Below are 21,612 nucleotides of genomic sequence, written 5' to 3' on the forward strand. Positions count from 1 at the left end.
GGACTCATGACCTCCACGCGCGATGCAGGTGAGCACGGCGAGTGGTCGCCGGATGCGCCGGCCGATGAGGCGGATGTCCTGATCGCCTTGCGGTTCGCGGAGCGCGCGACCCGGAAGGCGATCGCGGAGGAGTTGGCGGGGACCGTGTTGCACACGGGGCAGGAGCTGGTGCTCGCCAAGCTCCTGCACCACGGTTCGCTCCCGGTCGCCCGGCTCGCGAAGGTCCTGGACGTCGAGGTGCCGACGGCAACCAAGACCACCCAGCGGATGGAAGCCGCCGGCCTGGTCCGCCGGGTGAAGAGCACTACCGACGCCCGCCAGGTAGGCATCGAGCTGACCGACCGCGGCGTCGAGCTCGCCCACACCGTTCAGGAGATCTACGACCGCGCCGGCCGCCGCGCCCTGGCCCAGCTGTCGCCCGAGGACCGCCGGGTCATGCGAAACCTGCTCTGGACGATCACCGCGACCCTCGAGCCGCTGTTACACGAGTAGCTCGTCCGCCGCGGCCTCCGCCACCGGCTCGTCCGGCGACGGCTCCGTCGTGCCGGTCTGCCGCCAGCGGTAGAGCCCGATCAGCAGATCGATCACCACGAATGCGGCCAGGCTGATCCCGAGCAACGGCAGGAACATCCCGACCCCCACCGCAAGGGCGAGCATTCCGACCACAGCGAGCACGGGGATTCCCCGCCACGCACCACGCCGGGCCGGACGACCGAACCGCAACGCGTGTCCGCGCGTCGGCCGGCGCAGCCACCACATCCGGTAGCCCCAGATCACCGACGCGACGACGGTCCCGGCGACGATCAGCAGCAGGATCTGGTTGACCAGGCCGAACAGCAGGCCCATGTGCGCGTCGATCCCCCATCGCGACAGCTTCGCCCCGATCGGGTAGTCCTCGAACCGGACGACGTCGACGACCTTCCCCGACATCGGGTCGACCGCGACCGAGTCGGCCTGCGTCGGCCAGGCCTTCCCGATCTCGCTGACCACGAACGACGTACCGGACTCCTTCGGCGCCACCATCTCCACCGGCCCGTCGAGCTGGGCCGAGCGGGCGGACTGCAACGCTTGGGTCCATTCGTCGACCGCCGGGTCCACCTCGCCGCCGGGGAACGTGTGTCCCTGGTGACCCGCGTGGTCGGCGTCGGTGAGCGCCGTACTGACCGTCGGCGTCTTCCAGTCCAGCGAGGCCTTCAGGTCCGTCACGTTCGCGCCGGCGAAACGCGACCAGGTGAGACCGGTCGCCGACAGGAACAGCATCCCGAGGATCACCCACGTCCCGAGAACTCCGTGCCACGACAACGTACGGCGTCGTGCGCTGCCGGATCGCTCCACCCGCCAGCGCGATCCGCTCCGGCGTCCGGTGAACCACAGCACCAACCCCGCCAGGGCGATCAGCCACAACCACGATGCGGCCAGCTCACTGTAGTTCCGCCCGACGTCACCGAGGTGCAGGTTCGCGTGCAGGCGCGACAGCCAGGTGCGGAACGGCAAGGCACCACTGGAGCCATAGGCAACCAGCTCGCCGGTGACCTGTGCGTTGCCCGGATTCACGAACACCGCAAGGCGTTCCGACTCAGCGAGTCCGGGTACGTCGAACAGCACCCGGGTGGTGTCTCCCGGACCGGCCGCCGGACGTACGGCGACCAGCGTGCCTTCCGGTTGACGCTCCCGGGCAGCCGCCACCTGGTCGCCGATCGGCACCGTCGTCCCCGAGCTCTTGACGGAGATCGTGTCCCGGTAGAGCGCGTTCTCGATCTGCGGGGCCAACGCGTAGAGGAACCCGGTCAGCGCCGTCAGGAGGAGGAACGGGCCGACCAGGATCCCCGCATAGAAGTGCAAACGGACCAGCAACGGCCGAACTCCACCATGTCGCACAGGTCGCACAGACTGTTCAGAAGCAGACACGGCACACCTCTCAGGACGGAGCGTCAACGATCCGAAACACCCCGTCACTGTGGCGTGTGCCTGTTGCCCCCGACGACCAACCCGGTTGCCGTGAGGTTTCTCTTTGCTCTCCGTTACCCCTGCGTGCTGAGAGGCAGGTACTGGTCCAGGTAGGGGTTGCGGAACTTGCCGGCCGGGTCGTACTTCGCCGCGAGGGCGGTGAAGTCCTTCACCTTCGGGTAGCGCTCGGCCAAGGTGGTGGCGTCGGCGGCGAAGACCTTGCCCCAGTGGGGGCGCGCGTCCAGTGGCGCCAGCCGCTCCTCCAAGGCGGCGACGACCGGGCGGACGGCGGTTTCGTCCTGGACCCAGGTGAAGTGCAGCGCGACCGTGTCCCGGCCCTGGCTCGGGCTCAGCCACAGGTCGTCGGCGGCGATCGTCCGGACCTCCGACACCTGGATCACCGGCGCGAACCGGTTGCCCAAGGCCCGCAGTACGTCGAACGCCTCGGCGGCCCGCTCGCGCGGGACGAAGTACTCCGACTGCAGCTCGTCCCCGTTGCTCGGCGTGAACTCGAGCCGGAAGTGCGGCAGCCGCTCGTTCCACGGTCCCGCGACCCCGCCCTGCTGGGTCGCGTAGTCGGCCGGCATCACCTTGATCGGGTGCCGCGGCCCGTCGGCGAGCGTCGCGCCCAGCCACTTCGGATCGGGCGCGGTCAGCTCTCGCCGCTTACGCCACACCATCACGTCCGGATCCACCCAGTCGGTGAACGCACTCACGCTGTACGCGCTCCCCATCACCGCGTCGAGGTCCGTCCCGAGCCGCTCCACCGGCAGACCGTCGTACACCACCTGGCTGATCTGGTACGCCGGTTGTACGTCGAGCGTCATGCTCACGGTCACCCCGAGCGCACCGAGCGAGATGACCGAGCCGGCGAAGTCCTCGTCGTCCCGGGTCAACGTGACGAGCTCACCGGAAGCGTTCACGAACGTGATCGCGCTGACCGCGTCCGCCAGCGGACCGTTGGCGTCACCGGACCCGTGCGTCCCGGTCGAGCACGCACCGGCCACTGAGATGTGCGGCAGCGAGCCGAGGTTGTGCAACGCCAGTCCCTGGGCCTGCAGCGGCGCCGTGACCTCGCCGTACCGCAGCCCGGCCGACACCGTCACGCCACCGTCGCCGACCTCGATCACCTTCGGCAGGTCCGCGACGCTGACCAGCGTGCCGGTGCTGTCGGCGATCCGGTTGAACGAGTGCCCGGTCCCCAGCACCCGCACCTTCTCGGCCGCCGCGACCAACTCCTGCAACTCCTCGATCGTCCGGGGCCGCTGCAGCTCACTCGCAAAGCTGACGTTCCCCGCCCAGTTGGTCACAGCACCCACGCCGACCTCACCTCTCTCGACCTGCACGACCCGTCCCCCGCAGCCTCGCACACCAGCCGCCCGGACACCCGACGCCGTCCAGCCATCGAGCCTCGCCCACCTCGGGTGTGCGTCGGCGTGGGAGGCGCACCCGCGGCTACGGACAGTGGTTTGATGGCGCGCGATGGCCATCTGCTTCGGTATCGCCGGGTTCTGGTTCCTCGTCTTCGGCGTCAGCTTCCTGCGGGACCGGCGGCTGTTCAAGAACGGGATCTTCCTGGTCCTCGCGTTGATGTTCACCGGCCTCGGGCTGATCTTCGCGGTCGAGACGGTCAGTCAGACCGCCGCCAAGGTCCTGGTAGTTGCGGTCCTGGTCGCGGTCCCGTTGACGATCGCCGTGCTCGCGGTGTTCCTGGTGATCAACGGCGTCACCATGCTGCGCCGGGAGCGCCGGCGGCTGTCCAACCTGCTGTCGCTGCTGGTCGGGCTCGGGATCATCGGCTTCGTCATCTTCAGCGTGCTGGTGCAGAAGATCGGCTGGGAACCGCTGGCCGTCGTACGGTCGGTGCTGCTCGGCATCCTGACCTACATCTCGTTCCTGTTCCTCTGCTTCCTGGTGTACGCGTTCGTCTACAGCCGGGTCCGTTCTTCGCGGAAGGTGGATTTCGTCGTCGTCCTCGGCTCGGGCTTGATGGGCTCGCGGGTCACGCCGTTGCTGGCCAGTCGCCTCGACCGCGCCCAGCAGGTGTACGAACGCGCGCTCCGCAAGGGTCGCTCGCCGCAGCTCGTCACATCCGGCGGCCAGGGTCCGGGTGAGGACCTGCCCGAGTCGCACGCGATGGCGGCGTACCTGGTCGAACGCGGCGTCCCCGACAACCAGATCATCCGCGAGGACAAGTCGACGACCACTTGGGAGAACCTGACGTTCAGCCGGGACCTGATGATCGATCTGCGACCGCAGTACCGCTGCCTGATCGTCACGAACAACTTCCACGCCTTCCGCGCCGCACTCACCGCCCGTAAGGCGAAGGTCAACGGCCAGGTCATCGGCTCCCCCACCGCCGCGTACTACTGGCCCACGGCAACCATCCGCGAATTCGTCGCGATCCTCGCCGGCCACCCGTACATCAACGGCGCCATCTGCCTCCTGATCGCCCTCACCGCCATCCTGTCGCACCTCTAGTCACCGTCGGCGTGGTTGCACCAGGCCGGACTCGTAGGCGGCGATTACCAGTTGGGCTCGGTCGCGGGCGTGCAGTTTGGCCAGGAGGTGGCCGATGTGGGTCTTCACGGTGCCGCGGCCGACGTGCAGGTGGTTGCAGATCTCGTCGTTCGACAGGCCGCGGGCGATCAGCGACAGCACCTCCCGTTCGCGGTCGGTCACGCCGTCGAGACCGGTCAGGGGCGCCTGTCCCGGCTCGGCCAGCCGCGCGAATTCGGCGATCAGCCTGCGGGTGATCGAGGGCGCCAGCAATCCCTCCCCCGCCGCGACGACGTTGATTGCCTGCAGCAACTCGACAGGCGGGACGTCCTTCAGCAGGAACCCGCTCGCCCCGGCGCGCAGACCGGCGTACACGGCGTCATCGAGGTCGAACATCGTCAGGATCAGCACCTTGGTCCCGGCTGTCTCCGGCGCGGAGCAGATCCGCCGGGTCGCCTCGATCCCGTCCAGCCTCGGCATCCGGACATCCATCAGTACGACGTCCGGCCGTTCGCGTCGCGCGAGCTCGACCGCCTCGATCCCGTCCGCTGCCTCGCCGACCGTCGTCAGGCCGGGCGTGGTGTCGATCAGCACGCGGAAGCTGCCGCGCAGCAATGCCTGGTCGTCGGCGACCAGCACTCGGATCTCACTCATACGGCAGCCGTACGACGACCTCGAAGCCGCCACCCGCGCGCGGTCCGGCACGGTACGAGCCGCCGTACACACTCACCCGCTCCCGGATCCCGATCAAGCCGTGTCCTTCCACCACCGCACCACCTGCACCGTCGTCGGAAACCTCGAGCTGTACGGCGTTCGCGGCGCCGGTGATCGTGATCTGGCAGCGGGCGGCGCGGGCGTGCTTGGTGACGTTGGTCAGGCACTCCTGGACGATCCGGTGGAGGGTGAGATCGACGGCCTCCGGCAGCGGCTCTGGTACGGCGACCTTCAACTCGACCTGAACGCCGGTCGACTCGACCCGGCTCACCAGATCCGGCAGCGCCGCGAGGCCCGCGGGTGGTGCGAGCTCCACCGGTTCGCCGGAGGGCCGCAACAGGCCAAGCATGTGCCGGAGCTCGACCAGGGCGTCCCGGCTCGTGGACTCGATCACCGACAACGCGTCGGACACCTCCTCGGGACGCACCCGCAGCACATGATTCGCGACGCCGGCCTTGACCGCGATCAGTCCCATGCTGTGGGCAACGATGTCGTGCAGCTCGCGGGCGATCCGCAATCGCTCGGCAGCCACGGCTTGCTCGGCCAGGACCTGCGCCGCGCGGGCTGCGGCAGCCCGTCGGTCGCGGACGACCTGTCCCAGCACCCAAGCGCCGTACAACGCGGCGACGCCGGTGAGCACAAGCGCGGCGCGGGACTGACCGGCCGGTGCGCCGGCCGCCATGGCGAGGAAGAGTACGACGAAGCCGACAGCGCCGGCCACGGCGATCAGGCGGCGGCTGGACAACGGGCGGTTCGATGACCTCGTGAGCGCGACGACGTACAGGACGTAGGCGGCAGCGAGCAGTGGATCGCGCAATGCGTCGACTACGAACGCGCCCATCGACATCACGGCCACCACGGTGAGGGCAGGGACCGGCCAGATTCGCCGTACCGCGATCGGCAGTCCGAGTCCGATCGCGACGAGCCCGGGCCCGGTGGACGAGGTGAGCAGGACGAGAACGGCGTACCCGGCCGCGACGACGCAGTCCGCGACGATCAACTGTCGCCGGCTCAATCCGTACTCCTCTGACACCAGACAGAACCTAGCCGAGCCGACGGATCACCACCTCGGACCGGAGTCCGTCGGCCTGTGGTCCGATGTGCGGCGCGGGGATCCACGAGAGCGTGTCCGGATGCTGAAACCACTTGCCCTGGCGGCCGGCGTCCTGCTGGCACTCAACGCCGCCCTCACTCCACCAGCCCAGGCAACACCCGCCCTCGATTGGGGCGAGTGTCCCGGCGGGCCGGGCGACGTCGGCATCGAGTGCGCGACCTTGCAGGTCCCGGTCGACTGGGACCGTCCAGGCGGCCGCCAGCTCACGCTGACCCTCGGCCGGTTGCCGTCGACCGCCCCGAAACCCCATGGATCCGTGCTGGTCAACCTCGGCGGACCGATCGGGATCAGCATCGACCTGATGCGGTCGTACGGCGGCGCGGCGGCCTTCGCCGGTCTCCGGCAGAATATGGACATCGTCACCTGGGATCTGCGCGGCGGCCCCAACGCCCCGGGTCTGAGCACCAATCTTCCGTGTGAGTGGACCGGCGCACGACAGCCGCGAGTACCGCGCAACCAGGCCGAGTTCGACGCCCTCTCCGCCGCCAACCGGGCGATTGTGGAGAAGTGCCAGGCGAAGGATCCGCAATTGTTCGCGGCGATGGACTCCGCGAGCCACGCGCGCGACCTCGAGGCCATCCGGCGCGCGCTCGGCGAGTCGAAGGTGAACTTCTACGGAGCGTCGTACGGCGGCTTCATCGGGCAGGCGTACGCCGGACTGTTCCCGGAGCGCGTGCGATCGCTGGTCCTCGACGGCACCTGGAACCACAGCACCGCCAACTGGGACCGCGAACTGACCCGACTCGCGCGTGACGTGCAGACCTTCATGACCCGCTTCTTCGACTGGTGCCGTGGGCAAGAAGACTGCGCCTCGCTGTGGCAGCAGGTGGTGGCGCGAGCGCAGCGTAATCCGCTGCCGGCCGGGAGTACGACGTACGACGGCAACGAGATCCGCTGGACCGGACTGCGGCTCGCACGTCTCGGTGAGGCGTCGTACCCGACGCTCTTGGCCGCGCTCAGGAAGGCTGCGACGACCGGTGACGCATCCGGCTTCGTACCGGCGCCCCCGAACGCGCCGTTCCCGTCGGCGCCGTCACCGGGCGTCGTGGAGTGCACGGACTGGCCGCATCCGACCAGTCAACGCCAACTCCAGCAGCAGGTACGACGCATGGAGGCCGCCGCGCACTACACCGGGGCCGCCGGCACCATCCTGCTGCCGATGCTGAACTGTGTCGGATGGCCGGTGCCGGTCCGCAATCAACCCGCCGCGCTACCAGACGGCTTGCCGCCGCTGCTGATGGCAGGCAACTGGAGCGAGTACGACTCCGCGACCCGAGTGATCGACCAGGTCCCGGGCAGCGGCGGGATCTACCACGACGGCCCCGGACACACGCTGTACATGTCCAACGACTGCGCCCGCACCAAGATCGACGCCTACCTGGCCGATCTCGTCGTACCGCCCCGCGGAACGCGCTGCTGAGCTAGCGGACGCGGACGGAGACTGACGGACTCTTCTGGACGTTGCGGCCGTCGCTGACCTCGACGTGGTACCACAGCTTCTGGCCGCTGGTCAGGCCGGAGTCGGTGACCGAGGTGACGGTCGGCTTCGTCCAGGAGTTCGACGTACGAGACCAGCTGCCGATCCGCGTGCTGCCGCGGTACACGAGGTAGGTGAGGGTGAGGTTGTCGCGGTCGAGCACGGTCGGGAAGGCGATCGTCACCTTGTTCACCCGCGCGCTGGCGACCTTGGGCGCGGCCGGTCGCGCCGGCGCCGCACCACCCGGCGCGTTCGTGAACCGGGTCAGCCCTTCTTGCGGTACGCCGTTCACCTTCGTGAAGTCGCCGCCCGCCCAGAGGTCGTTGCCGCCGGACGCGAACGCGAGCGGACCGACAAGGGTCGTGCCGCCGGCGGTCGCGTTCGGGAACCACGGACCGAGCTTCCCGGTGATCGCGCTGTAGACGAGGAAGTGGTGCATCCCGGTCTTGTCGGGGAACGCTCCGTCCGCGCTGCAGTCGTGGGCGTGCGAACCCTTGTACAGCCAGTTCCCGATCGCCTTGATCGCCTCGGTCGCACCACGGCACTTGCTCTGCCAGAGCAGCTTGCCGGTCGTGGCGTCAGCCGCCAGCACGCCGTCGTAGCAACCCACGCTGAGCGTGCCGGCGTTCGACGCGAAGACCTTGTTTCCTTGAACTTCGAGGTCCTTGACCCGGCTGTCGCACTCCTCGGACTTCGGTGGGATCGCGGCCGCGGCGGGCATCGGGAGCGCGGCGCCGGTGGCGGCGTTCACCATCGCGAGCGCGTGCACGTCGCGGCCGCCGATCCGGGTGAACCCGCCGCCGACGAACGCCCGCTTGCCGTCGGCCGACAGCTCGATCGCATGGACGTCGTCGTTCGCGTTCGGACTCCAGGCCAGCAGCGCACCGCTGTTCAGGCTGACCGCGGCCACCCGCGCGCGGGCCACCTTGTCCACCGATCCGAACGAGCCGCCGAGGTAGACGGTGCTGCTGGAGACCTTCAGCGCCGCGACCCGGTAGTTCACCACCGGATCCCAGCCGGCCACCAGCTTGCCGCTCGCAACATCGAACATCGCCACCCGCGACCGCGGCACCCCGTCGACGACCGTGAAGTCGCCGCCGATCACGACGTACCGGCCGTCCGGAGAGGTCGCGACGCTCCACACCGGCCCGTTGACCTGCGGCGCGAACCGCGTCGGTACGCCGGTGGTCCGGTCGAACACCGCGAAGTACTTCCGCGCCACGTCCCCGACGCCACGGGCCTTCCCCGGCGGCCGGACCCGAGTGAACAGACCGCCGGCGAACACCAGGTTCCCCGCGACGGCGAGCGTGTTGATGCTCGCGTTCGTCTGCCAGGCCGCCTGCTGCACCGACGACAGCGCGGACCCGAACCCACGCGGCGCGCTAGCGGCCGCCGTAGCAGTAGCCGCCTGAACAGCGGGACCGGACGGAACGAGTGCGGCAGCACCAACCGCCGCAGCGGTGACGACAGCCAGAACGGCCTTCTTCATGAGCAAACCCCCAAGGGCCCGCTCCGGCGGAAGATGCCGACCCCATGATCCGATGACAATGCGCGGTCAAACGATAACTGTCGGCACACGCACCTCGCGGCCCGGGGTCAACTGCGGTAGCGGCGGCCGGGCCGGCAGCCGGCCAGGGTGTGGGTGCCGGCGCCGCTGGCATGCGGGATCAGGCCGTAGTAGATCCGGGGTGCGCCGTCGAGGGTCAGCGTCGCGTTGCCATTGGTGACGGGCAACATCCGTGCCTGCCCGATCGCATCCAGCTCTCGTACGGCGGAACTCGCGGAGACTGTCAGCGGCGTCTTGGTCGGCCACGGGTCGACCCAGACCTCGGGTGCCGGGAAGTGCCAATCGGTGCGCTGGCCCGCGGTGTTGAGGATGTACCCGTCGGCCCGGTTCCACAGCACCACCGCCGGCCCGTCCGGGGTGTCGAACCACAGGCCGGACGTCAGCGGATCGGCAAACGTCAAATGCCCACCGAAGACGGCCTGGTCGAGCACCCGGGCCGCCGTCGCGTACGCGAGCAGCGACGGCTTCGGGCTCAGATCGCGGTTCATCAGGCCGAAGTGGTACTCCACGTTGTCCGGGTCGGCGATCTGCGGCATCCCGAGCACGCTGTCGTGGAACTGGTACCAGCACACGCACCGAATCCCCTCGGCCTTGGCGAGCGCCAATGTCAACAACACGTTCTCCGCAGCATGCCGGTATGTGTCGTGCCACCAGCTGTTCGGCTTGGTCGCGGCGTACGCCTCCGTCAGCCAGATCTCCTTCTCACCGTGCTGCGCCATCAGCGCCTTCAACTGTTTCAGGCCACCGTAGAAGTTCCAGTAGGCCCCGGTGGAGCCAGTGCCCCAGTCATCGCCCGGTGGGATGTAGTCGGGCGTGAAGTTGCCGCGACCTGGGTGATAGGCGAAGGCATCGATCAGATCCCAGCCGCCCGCAGCGATGAAGTTCTCCACCCACGGCTTGTCCATCCCGGCCAGCCCGTTGTTCATCAGCTTCACGGTGTCGCCAGTGACGGCCCGGCGGTTGAACACCGGCCGCATCACCTTGTCCAGATAGGCCTGCGCGGCATCCCCGGTGTTGAAAGGCCGGTTCAGTTCGTTGCCCACCTCGAAGTACCCCGCACCCGCACCGGCCGCCACGGCCAGCTTGTCCGCGGCCCAGGCGGCCGCCTCGGCGTCGGGCACGGTCAATGACGGCTGCAGCTCGATGTTGTGCCGCATCCCGCGCGCGTCGAACGCGGACGGCGGCAACCCGGGCCCACCGTCGTACGCGATCCGGACCAGACTGATGCCGGCTCGCTGCCACAGATCGAGTACGGCGTCGGCGCTCGGCCGCTGGAGCCACGGGTAGTTGGCGATCCCGAACATGCTGTCCGTACCGGCCTGATAGTCGTACGTCGGCAGTACGGCGAAATTGGTCCGCGCGAACGCCTCGTCATCGCCGGACCGGACCACCACCTCAGCCAGTGCGATCCCACTGGCCGGCGCGGTCAGGTTGAAGGTGTGCTGCCAGGTACCGGCCGCGGTGACGCTTCCCGTCACGGTCGTTGATGCCAGCAGCACACCGTCGAAGCTGCGCATCCAGAGCTCGAGCTCGACCGACTTGGCCGCGCCGCCGTTGGCCACCAGCGCGGTGAGCGCCATCGGTGCACCGGCCGACTCGTACAGGTTGAAGTCGCTGTTGGTGGTGAGCTCGATCCCGAGCTCCCGGCCGCGGCCAATGGCGGCAGTGGCCGACGGGCGGGTCTCGGAGAAGAAGAAGTCGGCCCGGCTGGTCCAGCCGCCGGCCGGATCCACCACGCCCGGTGCGTGCACCCAGGTCGCGTTCGTCCACGACTGCCGGGAGCGCTCCAGCAGGAACAGACCGTGCAGGCTGGAGCTCCACGTCGAAGTGTGCGCAACCCCGACGGTGTCCTCGTACGGGATGCCGCCGCCCGCGTCGCGGACCCATTCGGTGATCGCGATGTAGTCGTCAGGCGCGGTCGGCGCCTGGATCGCGCGGCTGAAGAGGAACCCGTCCGGGAGCAGCGTGCTCGGCCCAGTGATCCGCCATTCCAGCCGGGCATGCGACGTACTGACACTGAACCAGCCGGTGACGACCGTCGAGCCGGCGGCGGCGTCGAAGGTGTAGTCCATCCGGATCGCCGGCGTACCGTCCGCGAGCGCGCTCAGCGTCGGGGTCCCGCCGGTGGAGGTCAGGACGCCGGCGACGCTGTCCTTTACCTGGAACTTCGACCCGACCGACCGCGTGACGCCACCAGCGTCACGGATCGCGAGCCGGCCGCCGGGACTGGCCAGCAGGCTGATGCCGCCGGCCGTCAGGGTCACGTCACCGGCCGCGGCGAACGCGCTGATCGGGGTCGCTTCGGCGACCAGGACGACGCCGGCCGCGAGCGCCGCGCCGAGCAGGCTGCGGCGACTGAGGGTGGAGGTCATCGACTACTCCTTTGATAATGCGTATCTTCAGATTCGATGGTCGGAACGTTCCCAGTCCGGAACTCCGACGTCAAGAGGTCATTGCGCTACCGACTTCGGCTGGGCTATGGTCGCCGCAGCTTGCTGAAGATAGGCATTATCACGACGGAGGAACGATGGCACCGAAACCTCGCCGGGTCACCCAGCGCGAGATCGCCGAGATCGCCGGCGTCAGTCAGACCACGGTGTCGGTGGTGCTGAACGACCGCGACGGGACAGGAGTTCGGATCCCCGAGGCGACCCGCGCGCGGGTCAAGAAGGCGATCGAGCAACTGACGTACGTCGCGGACCCGGCGGCCCGCCGCCTGGCCGGCCTGGACAATCAGATCATCGGCGTTTTCACCTACGAGGCCGCGCTGTCCCCCGAGAGCATGGACTTCTACGGGCCGTTGCTGAACGGGATCGAGCGCGCCGCCGAGCGGATCGGCTGGGACCTGCTGTTCTTCACGTCGTCACCGGTCGAGGACGGCACCCGGAGCCTGTTCCACCGCAAGACCCGGCTGCGGCTGACCGACGGCTGCGTGCTGCTCGGCCAGCAGATGGTCGCCTCCGAACTGGAGCGACTGGTCGCCGAACAGTTCCCGTTCGTCGCCATCGGCCGCCGGGACGAGACCGCCGCCCCGGTGCCGTACGTCGCCATCGACTACATCACGCCGGCCACGGCGTTGATCGACCAGGCAGCGGCCGCCGGTCACCAGCAGGCGCTCTACGTGCACCGCGGCCGGGACACGCCCGCGGCCCGGGACCGTCGCGGTGCCGTCGAGGCCGCCTCCGCGGACGGACGGCTCGCCTTCCTGCTGGTCGGTGAGGAGCGGATCGCTGACCTGCCCCGGCTGGCGCAGGCCACCGGCGCGACCGTGATCATCGCCGAGGACGCGTTCCTGATCGAGGATGCCGTGCACGCGCTGACGGCCGCGGGAGTCGCCGTACCCGACGAGATCTCGGTCGCGGCGCTCGGCGAGGTGCGCGGTCACCGGATCGCCGGCCGGCCGCTCGCGGGCTTCCACGTCCCGAGGGAACAACTCGCGGCCGAGGCGCTCGACCTGCTCCAGTTGCTGATCTCGACCGAACCGCAGGAGTGGACCGACCTCGAGACCAGGCGGCACCTCGACTCCGAGGTCGAGCCGGGCGCCACCATCGTCGAACGGACCGACTCATGACCGACCGCCTTTCGACCGAGGTCGCGATCATCGGGGGCGGCCTCGGCTCCGTCGCCGCCGCGCTGGCTCTGTTGCAGCGTGGCCGGCGGGTGGTGATGACCGAGGAGTACGCGTGGCTCGGCGGACAGCTCACCTCGCAGGCGGTGCCGCCCGACGAGCACATCTGGGTCGAGCAATTCGGCGTCACCGCCCGGTACCGCGCACTCCGCGAAGGCATTCGCCGCTACTACCGCAACCACTACCCGCTGACCGACGCCGCCCGCGCGCATCGACAGCTGAATCCGGGCCGTGGCCGGGTCAGCGCCTTGTGCCACGAGCCTCGCGTGGCCGACGCGGTCATCACCGCACTGCTCGCCCCATACCGATCGACCGGCCGCCTGACCGTTCTGCAACCCTGCGTGCCGATCGCGGCCGAGGTGACCGACGGCGTCGTTCGCACCGTCACGGTCGCGGATCCGACGACCGGGGCCGAGACCGTGATCTCCGCCGAGTTCGTCGTCGACGGGACCGAGACCGGCGACCTGCTGCCACTCACCGGCACGGAGTACGCCGTCGGCGCCGAAGCGCGAGCCGATACCGGTGAGCCGAGCGCCGCCGAGGTCGCGGATCCCTCCAACGTGCAGTCGATCGCGTGGTGCTTCGTCTTCGACCACGTCGACGGCGACCACACGATCGCGCGGCCCGACGACTACGACTTCTGGCGTTCGTTCGAGCTGCCGTACTGGGGCGCGCCGATGCTGTCCTTCGTCGCCCCGAACCCGCGAACGCTGGTACCGCAAGCACGGACGATGAACGTCAACCCGGTCGACGACCACTGGGGCGACCCGCGCTTCGATCCCGGCGACCGCGACCTGTGGCAGTTCCGCCGGATCGCCGCCCGGCAGAACTTCGCCGACGGCTTCTACGACAGCGACATCGTGCTCGCCAACTGGCCGCAGCTCGACTACGTCGGCGGCTCGATCATCGACACCGACGACCGCGCCGTACACCTGCTGGCCGCGAAGGCCCAGTCCCGTGCGTACGTGTACTGGCTGCAGACCGAGGCGCCACGTCCGGACGGCGGTCGCGGCTGGCCCGGTCTGCGGCTCCGCGGTGACCTGGTCGGCACCACGGACGGCTTCGCGCAGGCGCCGTACATCCGGGAATCGCGCCGGATCAAGGCCCTCACGACCGTCCGCGAGCAGGACATCTCGATCAAGGCCCGCGGGTACGACGGTCCGGCCCGGTTCGACGCCTCGGTCGGAGTCGGGATGTACCGGATCGACCTCCATCCCTCCACCGGCGGCGACAACTACATCGACGTCGAGTGCGCACCGTTCGAGATCCCGCTCGGCGCGCTGGTTCCGGTGGCCACCCAGAACCTGGTGCCGGCCGCCAAGAACATCGGCACCACCCACATCACCAACGGCGCCTACCGGCTGCATCCGGTCGAGTGGAACATCGGCGAATCGGCCGGCGAACTCGTGGCGTTCTGCCTCGAGAGCGGCCTGAGCCCGCAGCAGATCGCGACCGACGACACCCTCGTCGAACGCCTCCAGGGCCGGCTGAGCGAGGCCGGGGTCGAGCTCCACTGGCCCGAGATCGCCGGCTACTAGTCACCCCAGCTTTAAGGACCACATCATGATCACTGCAAGGAAGGTGCTCGGCGCCCTCGCGCTGACCACCGCGGCCGCGCTGACGGCCGCGTGCGGAGCGTCCGACACCGGGGCGGAGGGGTCGAAGGCCACCGACGTCAAGCTGCGGATGACGGTCTGGACCTCGAACGAGGACCAGCTCAAGCTGTTCAACGCGATCGGCGACGCCTACCGGGCCGATCACCCCGAGGTCTCCTCGATCACCTTCGAGAGCCTGCCGTTCGCCGACTACAACACCACGCTGACGACGCAGATCGCCGGCGGCAACGCGCCCGACCTGGCCTGGATGGGTGACCTGTCGAAGGACCTGATCGCCTCGGACGCGCTGGTCGGCCTCACCGACAAGCTCAAGGCGACCGAGGGCTGGCAGTACGACGACCTGGTGGACAGCGCGACCAAGGAGTTCAGCCGGGACGGCAAGCTCTACGCCTACCCCTTCTCGAACTCGCCGTTCGCCCTTTACGTCAACACCGACCTGCTGGCGAAGGCCGGTCAGAAGATCGACCCGAAGACGCTGACCTGGGACCAGGTCGCAGCCGCGGGCGCCGCCGTACACGCCAAGACCGGCAAGGCGGGCTTTGTGATCCGGGACTTCGACTACAAGTCCTGGAACACGCTGGCCACGGTCTGGACCGGCTTCGGCGGCTCGGCGTGGAGCGCGGACGGAAAGACCTGCACGTTCGACAGCCCGGAGATGCAGCGCGCGTTCACGTTCCTGCACGACGCCGCGTTCAAGACCAGCGCGATGCCCGGCCCCGGCACGAAGGCCGACTTCTTCGCCGGTGACGCCGCCTTCACGGTCGCCCAGGTCTCCCGCGCGTCGTTGCTCACCGGGTCGTTCAAGTTCGGCCTGTACCCGCTGCCGGCCGGTCCGTCCGGCAAGTACGCCGTACTCGGCCAGGCCGGTGTCGGTGTTCTTGCCGCCAGTAAGCATCCTGACCAGGCGACGGACTTCCTTGCCTACCTGACGAATCCGGCCAACGCGGCGAAGCTGGCCCAGTTCTTCCCGCCGCCGCGCAAATCGCTGCTCACCGGCGCGAAGCTTGCCGAGAACAACAAGAAGCTCTCCGCAGCCCAGCTGCAGGAAGTCGTGGTCGACCAGCTGCCGAACGCCGTCACCCTGCCCAACCACACCAGCCCGGCCGAGATCGCCCAGAAGGGCAAGACCGCGCTGGACGCACTGTGGAAGACCGACGCCGACATCCCCGCCGTCCTGAAGTCGGTCTGCACCGCGATCCAGCCAATCCTGGCGAAGTAATGGCCACGCTCACGACCACACCGGACTCGGACCGGGCGCCGGTCGAGACCCGATCCGCGCCTAGGCCGTCGTTCTGGACCACGCGCCGGCGAGATGTGTTGACGGGGTACCTGTTCATCGCACCACAGCTCGTCGGCGTCCTGCTGTTCGTGCTGATCCCGGTCGGTCTGGCGATCTGGTACAGCCTGAACAAGTGGAACGTCTTCACCGGAAAGCAGGTCTTCGTCGGCGGGGACCATTACGCCGCGCTGGCCTCCGACCCGCAGTTACCATCGGTGCTGCTGGCAACGGTCGTCTTCTCCGGCGGCGTCGTGGTCCTGAACATCACCCTCGGCCTGCTGATCGCCGTGCTGCTGAACCGGCGGTTCCGCGGCGCGACGTTCTTCCGGACCTTGTTCTTCTCGCCGGTCGTGGTGTCCGTGGTGGCGTGGACCCTGGTCTGGGGCTTCCTGCTGCAGGACAACGGCGGCATCAACGGTCTGCTGCACGCGATCGGCGTGGACGGGCCGAACTGGCTGCAGCACGGCGACACCGCGATGCTGTCGGTGGTCGTCAGCCAGGTCGTCCGCAGCGTCGGTGTGAACATGGTGCTGTTCCTGGCAGCGTTGCAGGGCGTGCCGTCGGAGCTGTACGAGGCGGCCCGGATCGACGGCGCGGGCAGCAGGTCGATCTTCGCGCGGATCACGCTGCCGCTGATCTCGCCGACGGTGCTGCTGACCGCGATCATCACGGTCGTCGGCGCGCTGCAGTCGTTCGCGCAGATCGCCGTACTCACCGGAGGTGGTCCGGAGCTGAGCACGACCGTGCTCGTGTACTACGTGTTCCAGCAGGCCTTCGAGTTCAACGACATCGGCTACGGCTCGACGCTCGCGCTGATGCTGTTGAGCTTCGTGATGGTGCTGACGCTGCTGCAATGGCAGCTGCGCCGGAAGTGGGTGTTCCATGAACAGTAGAACCTCGGTGCTCCGGCGGGCGTTGCTGGTGGCAGCGCTCGCCGTGCTCGCGGTCCCGTTCGCGGTGCCGACGATCTGGATGGTCGCGGCGTCGATCAAGCCGCTGCCCGAGATCTTCAAGTCGCCGCCATCGTTGTGGACCGAGCATCCGACGCTGGCGGCGTACGGCGAAGCGTCCACGTTCCAGCCGTTCGCCAGGCAGTACGTGAACAGCGTCTACATCGCCGTACTGGTCACACTGATCACGCTGCTGGTCTCGAGCATGGCCGGCTACGCCTTCGCCCGGATCCGGTTCCCTGGCGCCAACGCCTTGTTCCTGGTCGTGCTGACCGGTCTGCTGGTGCCGAGCGAGGTGACGATCGTCCCGCTGTTCCAGGTGTTCAAACGGGCCGGGCTGATCAACACCCACTGGCCGCTGATCCTGGTCACCGCGTTCGGGGCGCCGTGCGTACTGGCGAGCTTCATCATGCGGCAGTTCTTCATCGCCCTGCCCGCCGAGCTTGAGGAAGCCGGCCGGCTCGACGGCCTCGGCCGCCCGGGGATCTGGTGGCGAATCTGCCTGCCCCTCGCCCGGCCGGCCCTGTCCGCGGTCGCGATTCTGACCTTCCTCGCCTCCTGGAACCTCTACCTCGAACCCACCGTCTACCTCACCTCGCCGGAGCTGTTCACGCTGCCGCAAGCCCTCACCCGATTCACCGACGCGTACGGAGCCGACATGTGGAACACACAACTCGCCGCCGCCACCATGACCGTGCTCCCGGTCCTGATCGTGTTCGTCATCGCCCAACGCCAGTTCGTCGAGGGCCTGGCCCACTCGGGCCTCAAATGACCGAGCCAATCGTCTTCGAGCGCGGCAACGTGCAGGTACGGGTCGATCGCGGCGTCTTCGAGCTGTTCCAGCGAAAGAGCGTCGTCGCGTGCTACCGGACACCACTGGAGTGGGTCAGGGTGCACGTGCAGGTACGCCGGCGCGCGATGCTGCTGCACTTCACCCACATCCAGGACCCGGACGAGCCCATCTACGGCCGCCTCATGAGCAGCGTCTACTCACTGGCCACGGTAGAGATCCCCATGTCAGACGAGCCCGTCTACCGCGCCTTCTTCACCCAGCTCGCCCACCTTTCCGGCCGCCCGATCGACTGACGGCGGCGATGAGACGGGCGATCGCCTCCTCGACGGTGGAACGGGGACAGCCGAGGTTGACGCGCATGTAGCCGTGGCCTTCGAGGCCGAACTTCTGGCCCTTGTCCAGCCAGAGCCTGGCTCGCGTGAGCATGAACTTGTCGAGGGCCTCAGCGTCCAGTCCCAGGCCGCGACAGTCCATCCAGGCCAGGTAGAGCGAGTCGGCCGGCAGCACGCGGATCATGTCGGTGGCGCTGTTCACCGCATCCGCGAATCGGGCATGGTTGCCGCGCAGGTAGGTCAGCATCTCCTCGAGCCATGGTTCGCCGTGGGTGTAGGCGGCCTCGGTCGCGACAGTGCCGAGCACGTTGGCGACCGGAAAGACATTGCGCTCGTACTGACGGGCGAGCTCCGCACGCCGCCACCGGTCCGCGACGAACACGTTGGCGCATTGCAGCCCGGGGAGGTTGAACGTCTTGCTCGGCGAGGTGCAGGTGATGCTGTTGGCGGCGTACCCCGGTCCGAGCGAGGCGAACGGGATGTGCCGCTTGGCCGGGTTCAGGATCAGGTCCTGGTGGACCTCGTCGGAGATGACCAGCACGTTGTGGCGTGCGCAGATGTCGCCCATGGCGCGCAGCTCGTCCTCGGACCAGACGTTCCCGGTCGGGTTGTGCGGGTGGCTGAGGATGAACAGCTTCGTGTCGGGCCTGATCGCGGCCTCGAAGACGGCGGCGTCGAAGCGATAGCCGTCCTCCGTGCGTTGGAGCGGCGCATAGGCCAGGTGGCGTCCGTTGAGCAGTACGTCGTCGTGGAAGTGGGCATAGACCGGAGGCTGGATCAGCACCGAGTCACCGGGAGCCGAGAACGCCTGCACCGTGGTCTTGAGCGTGGTGATGACGCCCGCGGTCTGCAGCACCCACTCGCACGGCACATCCCAGCCGAACCGGCGCGCCTGCCAGCCGACGACCGCGTCCAGGTAGCTCGCGCTGGGGCCTGCGGGATAGCCGAAGATCCCGTGGTCGACCGCTTGATGCAGCGCGTCGAGGACTGCCTGCGGCGCTTTGAAGTCGGTGTCGGCGACCCACATCGGCAGCGGGTCGGCGGCGACCTCGTCCGGGCTCAGAAGTTCGTTGCCGGCGGCCCATTTCACGGAGTTCGCCGTACGGCGGTCGACGACTTCGTCGAAGACGGAGCCGCGGTGGTCGTCGCCGGGGGCGGTGTGGCGCTGCATACGAACCACGGTACGTACCGTGCTTGCTTCAAGTTAATTAGTCGGCTAAGTTTTCTTCTTAGCCGACTAACAATATAGCTGGAGGACGGGTCATGGACCTGGGTTTGAAGGATGCCGCGGTGCTGGTGACGGGTGGGTCGTCGGGGATCGGGCGGGCGACCGCGATCGCCTACGGGCGGGAAGGGGCCCGGGTCGCGATCACCTACAACTCGCAGAAGGACGCGGCCGAGGCGGTCGCTTCCGAGGTCGAGGAGGCGGGTGGTACGTCGTACGTCGTCCAGCTGGATCTCGGTGCGCCGGAGACGATCGCGGCCGCCGTCGCATCGACGGTGGAACACTGGGGCGGGCTCGACGCCGTGGTCGCGAACGCGGTCACCTGGGGAACGCTCGGGTACGACGACCGGCCGGAGCGGATCGAGGACTCCCGGGTCGAGTGGTGGACCGAGATCATCCGGGCCAACCTCGAGGGGAACTACCACCTCGTGCAGCAGGTCGCACCGGCCCTCCGCGCCTCTGAGCACGGCCGCCTGGTGCTGATCTCGACGGACCTCGCCGAGCGCGGCATGCGCGGTTCCTGGGCGTACGGCGCGGCGAAGGCGGGCCTGCACGGCCTGGCGGCGAGTCTGCAGCACGATCTGGGCGCGGACGGCGTACTGGTCAACGTCGTACTCCCCGGCATCACGCTGGAGAACGGGGCGCACCGGGTCATCCCCAAGCAGGCGCTGGACCGGATCGCGGCCGGATTCACCGCCCGGCACCTCCCGGACGCGTCCGAGCTCGCCGACGCGATCCTCTTCCTGACCTCACCCCGCACCAAGGCGATCCAGGGCCAACTCCTGCACGTCACCGGCGGAAGCCTGATCCCCGCGTAATGCAGCACTGACGGCGTCGGCGCTTGTACGGTGGGCTCAGGAGTACTCCGGAGAAGGAGCGTCGCGATGACCCGGGCACTGATCGTGGTTGATGTGCAGAACGACTTCTGCGAGGGCGGGAGCCTGCCCGTCCCCGGCGGCGCCGACGTCGCGTTCCGGATCGGCGAGCTGCTGCACAAATGGCACGAGGCCGAGCCGGACGACCGGCAGTACGCGTACGTCGTGGCCACCCGGGACCACCACATCGACCCGGGCGACCACTTCTCCAAGGAACCCGACTTCGTGCACTCCTGGCCCCGGCACTGCGTAGCCGGCACCGACGGCGTCAGCTTCCATCCGAACCTGGATCCCCAGCCCTTCGACGCAATCTTCGACAAGGGTGAATACGCAGCCGCCTACTCCGGCTTCGAAGGCAAGTCCCACGAAGGCGGCCAAACCCTCGCCGACTGGCTACGCAGCAAGAGCGTCACCGAAGTCGACATCTGCGGCATAGCCACCGACTACTGCGTCCGAGCCACCGCCCTAGACGCCCACAAAGAAGGCTTCCGCACAACGGTCCTCACCCACCTAACCGCAGGCGTAGCCGATCCCACCACCCAACAAGCCCTAACCGACCTCCACACCGCCGGCGTAACCCTCACCTGAGGAGATACAAAGGACACCGCTTCGCGGCGGCTGCCTGTTGCCGCCTTCGGCGGGGTGCGCACCTCGCCCCAACAAGAACGGCCGCGGCGCAGCGAACTGGAAGCCCGGACACAACCGACACCGCTACGCGGCGGCCGCCTTGTCGCCGCCTCCGGCGGGCGCGCGTCCTGGTGTGACGACCGACTGCCATCGGCGCCGGCTCGTGCCCTGATCAAGACCTCGTCGCGGATGGTCGCTTCGAGGAAGCGCGCGAAGGCCGACAGGCACGACGATCCGTCCTCGGCGCTCCCAATCGCATCAAGCAGCACTTCGAAGCCGCGACTGGTGCGCGAGTCGTCGCGATTGCCTGACGTCACCGCGGCCCATCTTTCGCCCGGCTGCCGGAGTATGACGTCGAGAGGTCGCTACCTGCGCCGGGTGCCCTCCACATGCCCGCAGCGGTCCCTATCTCATCGAGTCTGGAGCAGTCAAGGGATCTGGGTTTTGGAATAGCCCAGTTGCAGGTTGTTGCAACTGCCTGTAACGCTTCGCGATGGGTGCGCGATGTGTAAACGGATGCCCGCCCACTCGTCAGGAGGATCCCTGGTGACGTTCCGACATGGTGCTGCGACGGCAACAGCCGTCGTAGCGGCCCTACTCAGTGCCGCCGCTAATCGGCCCGGCATGCAACCTCAGCAGCTGCAGTCGTCGCCGACCGTTCAGCCGGTCGTTGCGCCCGCCGCCACCGCACCTACCCCCAAGCCTGTCGCGCCGATGAAAACGCTGACCAAAGGAGCAACCGGCAAAGAGATCCAGCGCGCGCTTGCGGATTACGCCACTCGGACCGGTCAGACATACGTCGTAGACAGCGCCGACTTCGACCCTAACCCGAAGCCGAAGAGTCTGAGTGTAAACGTTCCGCCGGACGTACCGGCTAGTACGACAGCCGTAGTTCGTGATCTGGCGGTGTGGCGGTCCCGGACGCGAGGCGGCCACCGCTTGATGATCTCGGGTTGTGTGGACTCAAGA

The 21,612-nt window shown here is 68.4% G+C and carries 18 protein-coding genes; 11 read left to right on the top strand and 7 right to left on the bottom strand.

Annotated elements, in window-relative coordinates:
* Nucleotides 1–6: 6 nt before the first annotated feature.
* The gene (locus EV651_RS40145; protein ID WP_133791320.1) at nt 7–492 is read left to right on the top strand and encodes a MarR family winged helix-turn-helix transcriptional regulator; all 486 of its coding nucleotides are present in this window, start codon (nt 7–9) and stop codon (nt 490–492) included.
* Here the strand turns inward: EV651_RS40145 and EV651_RS40150 are convergent.
* Nucleotides 481–1,854, bottom strand: coding sequence for a PepSY domain-containing protein (locus EV651_RS40150; protein WP_202870744.1), 1,374 nt, complete (start codon nt 1,852–1,854; stop codon nt 481–483). The genes EV651_RS40145 and EV651_RS40150 overlap by 12 nt on opposite strands.
* A gap of 167 nt (nt 1,855–2,021) precedes the next feature.
* On the bottom strand, nt 2,022–3,266 hold the full coding sequence (locus EV651_RS40155) for a D-arabinono-1,4-lactone oxidase (RefSeq protein ID WP_238157525.1): 1,245 nt from the start codon (nt 3,264–3,266) through the stop codon (nt 2,022–2,024).
* Between the two features lie 163 nt (nt 3,267–3,429).
* On the opposite strand from EV651_RS40155, the gene EV651_RS40160 reads away from it, so the two are divergent.
* Nucleotides 3,430–4,428, top strand: coding sequence for a YdcF family protein (locus tag EV651_RS40160; RefSeq protein WP_133791325.1), 999 nt, complete (start codon nt 3,430–3,432; stop codon nt 4,426–4,428).
* On the opposite strand, the gene EV651_RS40165 is transcribed toward EV651_RS40160, so the two are convergent.
* Both EV651_RS40165 and EV651_RS40170 read right to left on the bottom strand, forming a co-directional pair.
* A complete protein-coding gene (locus tag EV651_RS40165; RefSeq protein WP_133791327.1) occupies nt 4,429–5,100 on the bottom strand; it encodes a response regulator transcription factor in 672 nt (223 codons plus the stop codon).
* Complete coding sequence (locus EV651_RS40170; RefSeq protein ID WP_202870745.1) at nt 5,093–6,193, bottom strand: sensor histidine kinase; 1,101 nt, start codon at nt 6,191–6,193, stop codon at nt 5,093–5,095. Before EV651_RS40170 ends, EV651_RS40165 begins: the two co-directional genes overlap by 8 nt.
* Before the next feature lie 100 nt (nt 6,194–6,293).
* Between EV651_RS40170 and EV651_RS40175 the strand changes: the two genes are divergently transcribed.
* Complete coding sequence (locus EV651_RS40175; RefSeq protein ID WP_133791329.1) at nt 6,294–7,694, top strand: alpha/beta fold hydrolase; 1,401 nt, start codon at nt 6,294–6,296, stop codon at nt 7,692–7,694.
* A 1-nt stretch (nt 7,695) separates the two neighbouring features.
* Here EV651_RS40175 and EV651_RS40180 read toward each other — a convergent pair whose 3' ends face one another.
* The gene (locus EV651_RS40180; RefSeq protein WP_133791331.1) at nt 7,696–9,240 is read right to left on the bottom strand and encodes a fibronectin type III domain-containing protein; all 1,545 of its coding nucleotides are present in this window, start codon (nt 9,238–9,240) and stop codon (nt 7,696–7,698) included.
* A 107-nt stretch (nt 9,241–9,347) separates the two neighbouring features.
* The gene (locus EV651_RS40185; RefSeq protein ID WP_133791333.1) at nt 9,348–11,690 is read right to left on the bottom strand and encodes a hypothetical protein; all 2,343 of its coding nucleotides are present in this window, start codon (nt 11,688–11,690) and stop codon (nt 9,348–9,350) included.
* Nucleotides 11,691–11,845: 155 nt separating this feature from the next.
* On the opposite strand from EV651_RS40185, the gene EV651_RS40190 reads away from it, so the two are divergent.
* Genes EV651_RS40190 through EV651_RS40215 form a run of 6 tightly spaced genes read left to right on the top strand, consistent with a single transcriptional unit; the run spans nt 11,846 to nt 17,877 of the window.
* A complete protein-coding gene (locus EV651_RS40190; protein WP_133791335.1) occupies nt 11,846–12,889 on the top strand; it encodes a LacI family DNA-binding transcriptional regulator in 1,044 nt (347 codons plus the stop codon).
* Nucleotides 12,886–14,484, top strand: coding sequence for an FAD-dependent oxidoreductase (locus EV651_RS40195; RefSeq protein ID WP_133791337.1), 1,599 nt, complete (start codon nt 12,886–12,888; stop codon nt 14,482–14,484). Before EV651_RS40190 ends, EV651_RS40195 begins: the two co-directional genes overlap by 4 nt.
* A gap of 25 nt (nt 14,485–14,509) precedes the next feature.
* Nucleotides 14,510–15,781, top strand: coding sequence for a sugar ABC transporter substrate-binding protein (locus tag EV651_RS40200; protein WP_133791339.1), 1,272 nt, complete (start codon nt 14,510–14,512; stop codon nt 15,779–15,781).
* The gene (locus EV651_RS40205; protein WP_133791341.1) at nt 15,781–16,734 is read left to right on the top strand and encodes a carbohydrate ABC transporter permease; all 954 of its coding nucleotides are present in this window, start codon (nt 15,781–15,783) and stop codon (nt 16,732–16,734) included. The genes EV651_RS40200 and EV651_RS40205 overlap by 1 nt, the downstream gene beginning before the upstream one ends.
* A complete protein-coding gene (locus tag EV651_RS40210) occupies nt 16,724–17,563 on the top strand; it encodes a carbohydrate ABC transporter permease (protein WP_133791342.1) in 840 nt (279 codons plus the stop codon). Before EV651_RS40205 ends, EV651_RS40210 begins: the two co-directional genes overlap by 11 nt.
* Nucleotides 17,560–17,877, top strand: a complete 318-nt coding sequence (locus EV651_RS40215) for a hypothetical protein (protein ID WP_133791344.1) — start codon at nt 17,560–17,562, stop codon at nt 17,875–17,877. The genes EV651_RS40210 and EV651_RS40215 overlap by 4 nt, the downstream gene beginning before the upstream one ends.
* Here EV651_RS40215 and EV651_RS40220 read toward each other — a convergent pair.
* A complete protein-coding gene (locus tag EV651_RS40220; protein ID WP_133791346.1) occupies nt 17,837–19,087 on the bottom strand; it encodes a MalY/PatB family protein in 1,251 nt (416 codons plus the stop codon). The genes EV651_RS40215 and EV651_RS40220 overlap by 41 nt on opposite strands.
* Before the next feature lie 92 nt (nt 19,088–19,179).
* Between EV651_RS40220 and EV651_RS40225 the strand changes: the two genes are divergently transcribed.
* Both EV651_RS40225 and EV651_RS40230 read left to right on the top strand, forming a co-directional pair.
* A complete protein-coding gene (locus EV651_RS40225) occupies nt 19,180–19,959 on the top strand; it encodes an SDR family NAD(P)-dependent oxidoreductase (RefSeq protein ID WP_133791348.1) in 780 nt (259 codons plus the stop codon).
* Between the two features lie 66 nt (nt 19,960–20,025).
* On the top strand, nt 20,026–20,604 hold the full coding sequence (locus tag EV651_RS40230; protein ID WP_133791350.1) for a nicotinamidase: 579 nt from the start codon (nt 20,026–20,028) through the stop codon (nt 20,602–20,604).
* Nucleotides 20,605–21,612: the final 1,008 nt, after the last annotated feature.

The organism is Kribbella sp. VKM Ac-2571, assembly GCF_004362255.1.
GTDB lineage: Bacteria > Actinomycetota > Actinomycetes > Propionibacteriales > Kribbellaceae > Kribbella > Kribbella pratensis.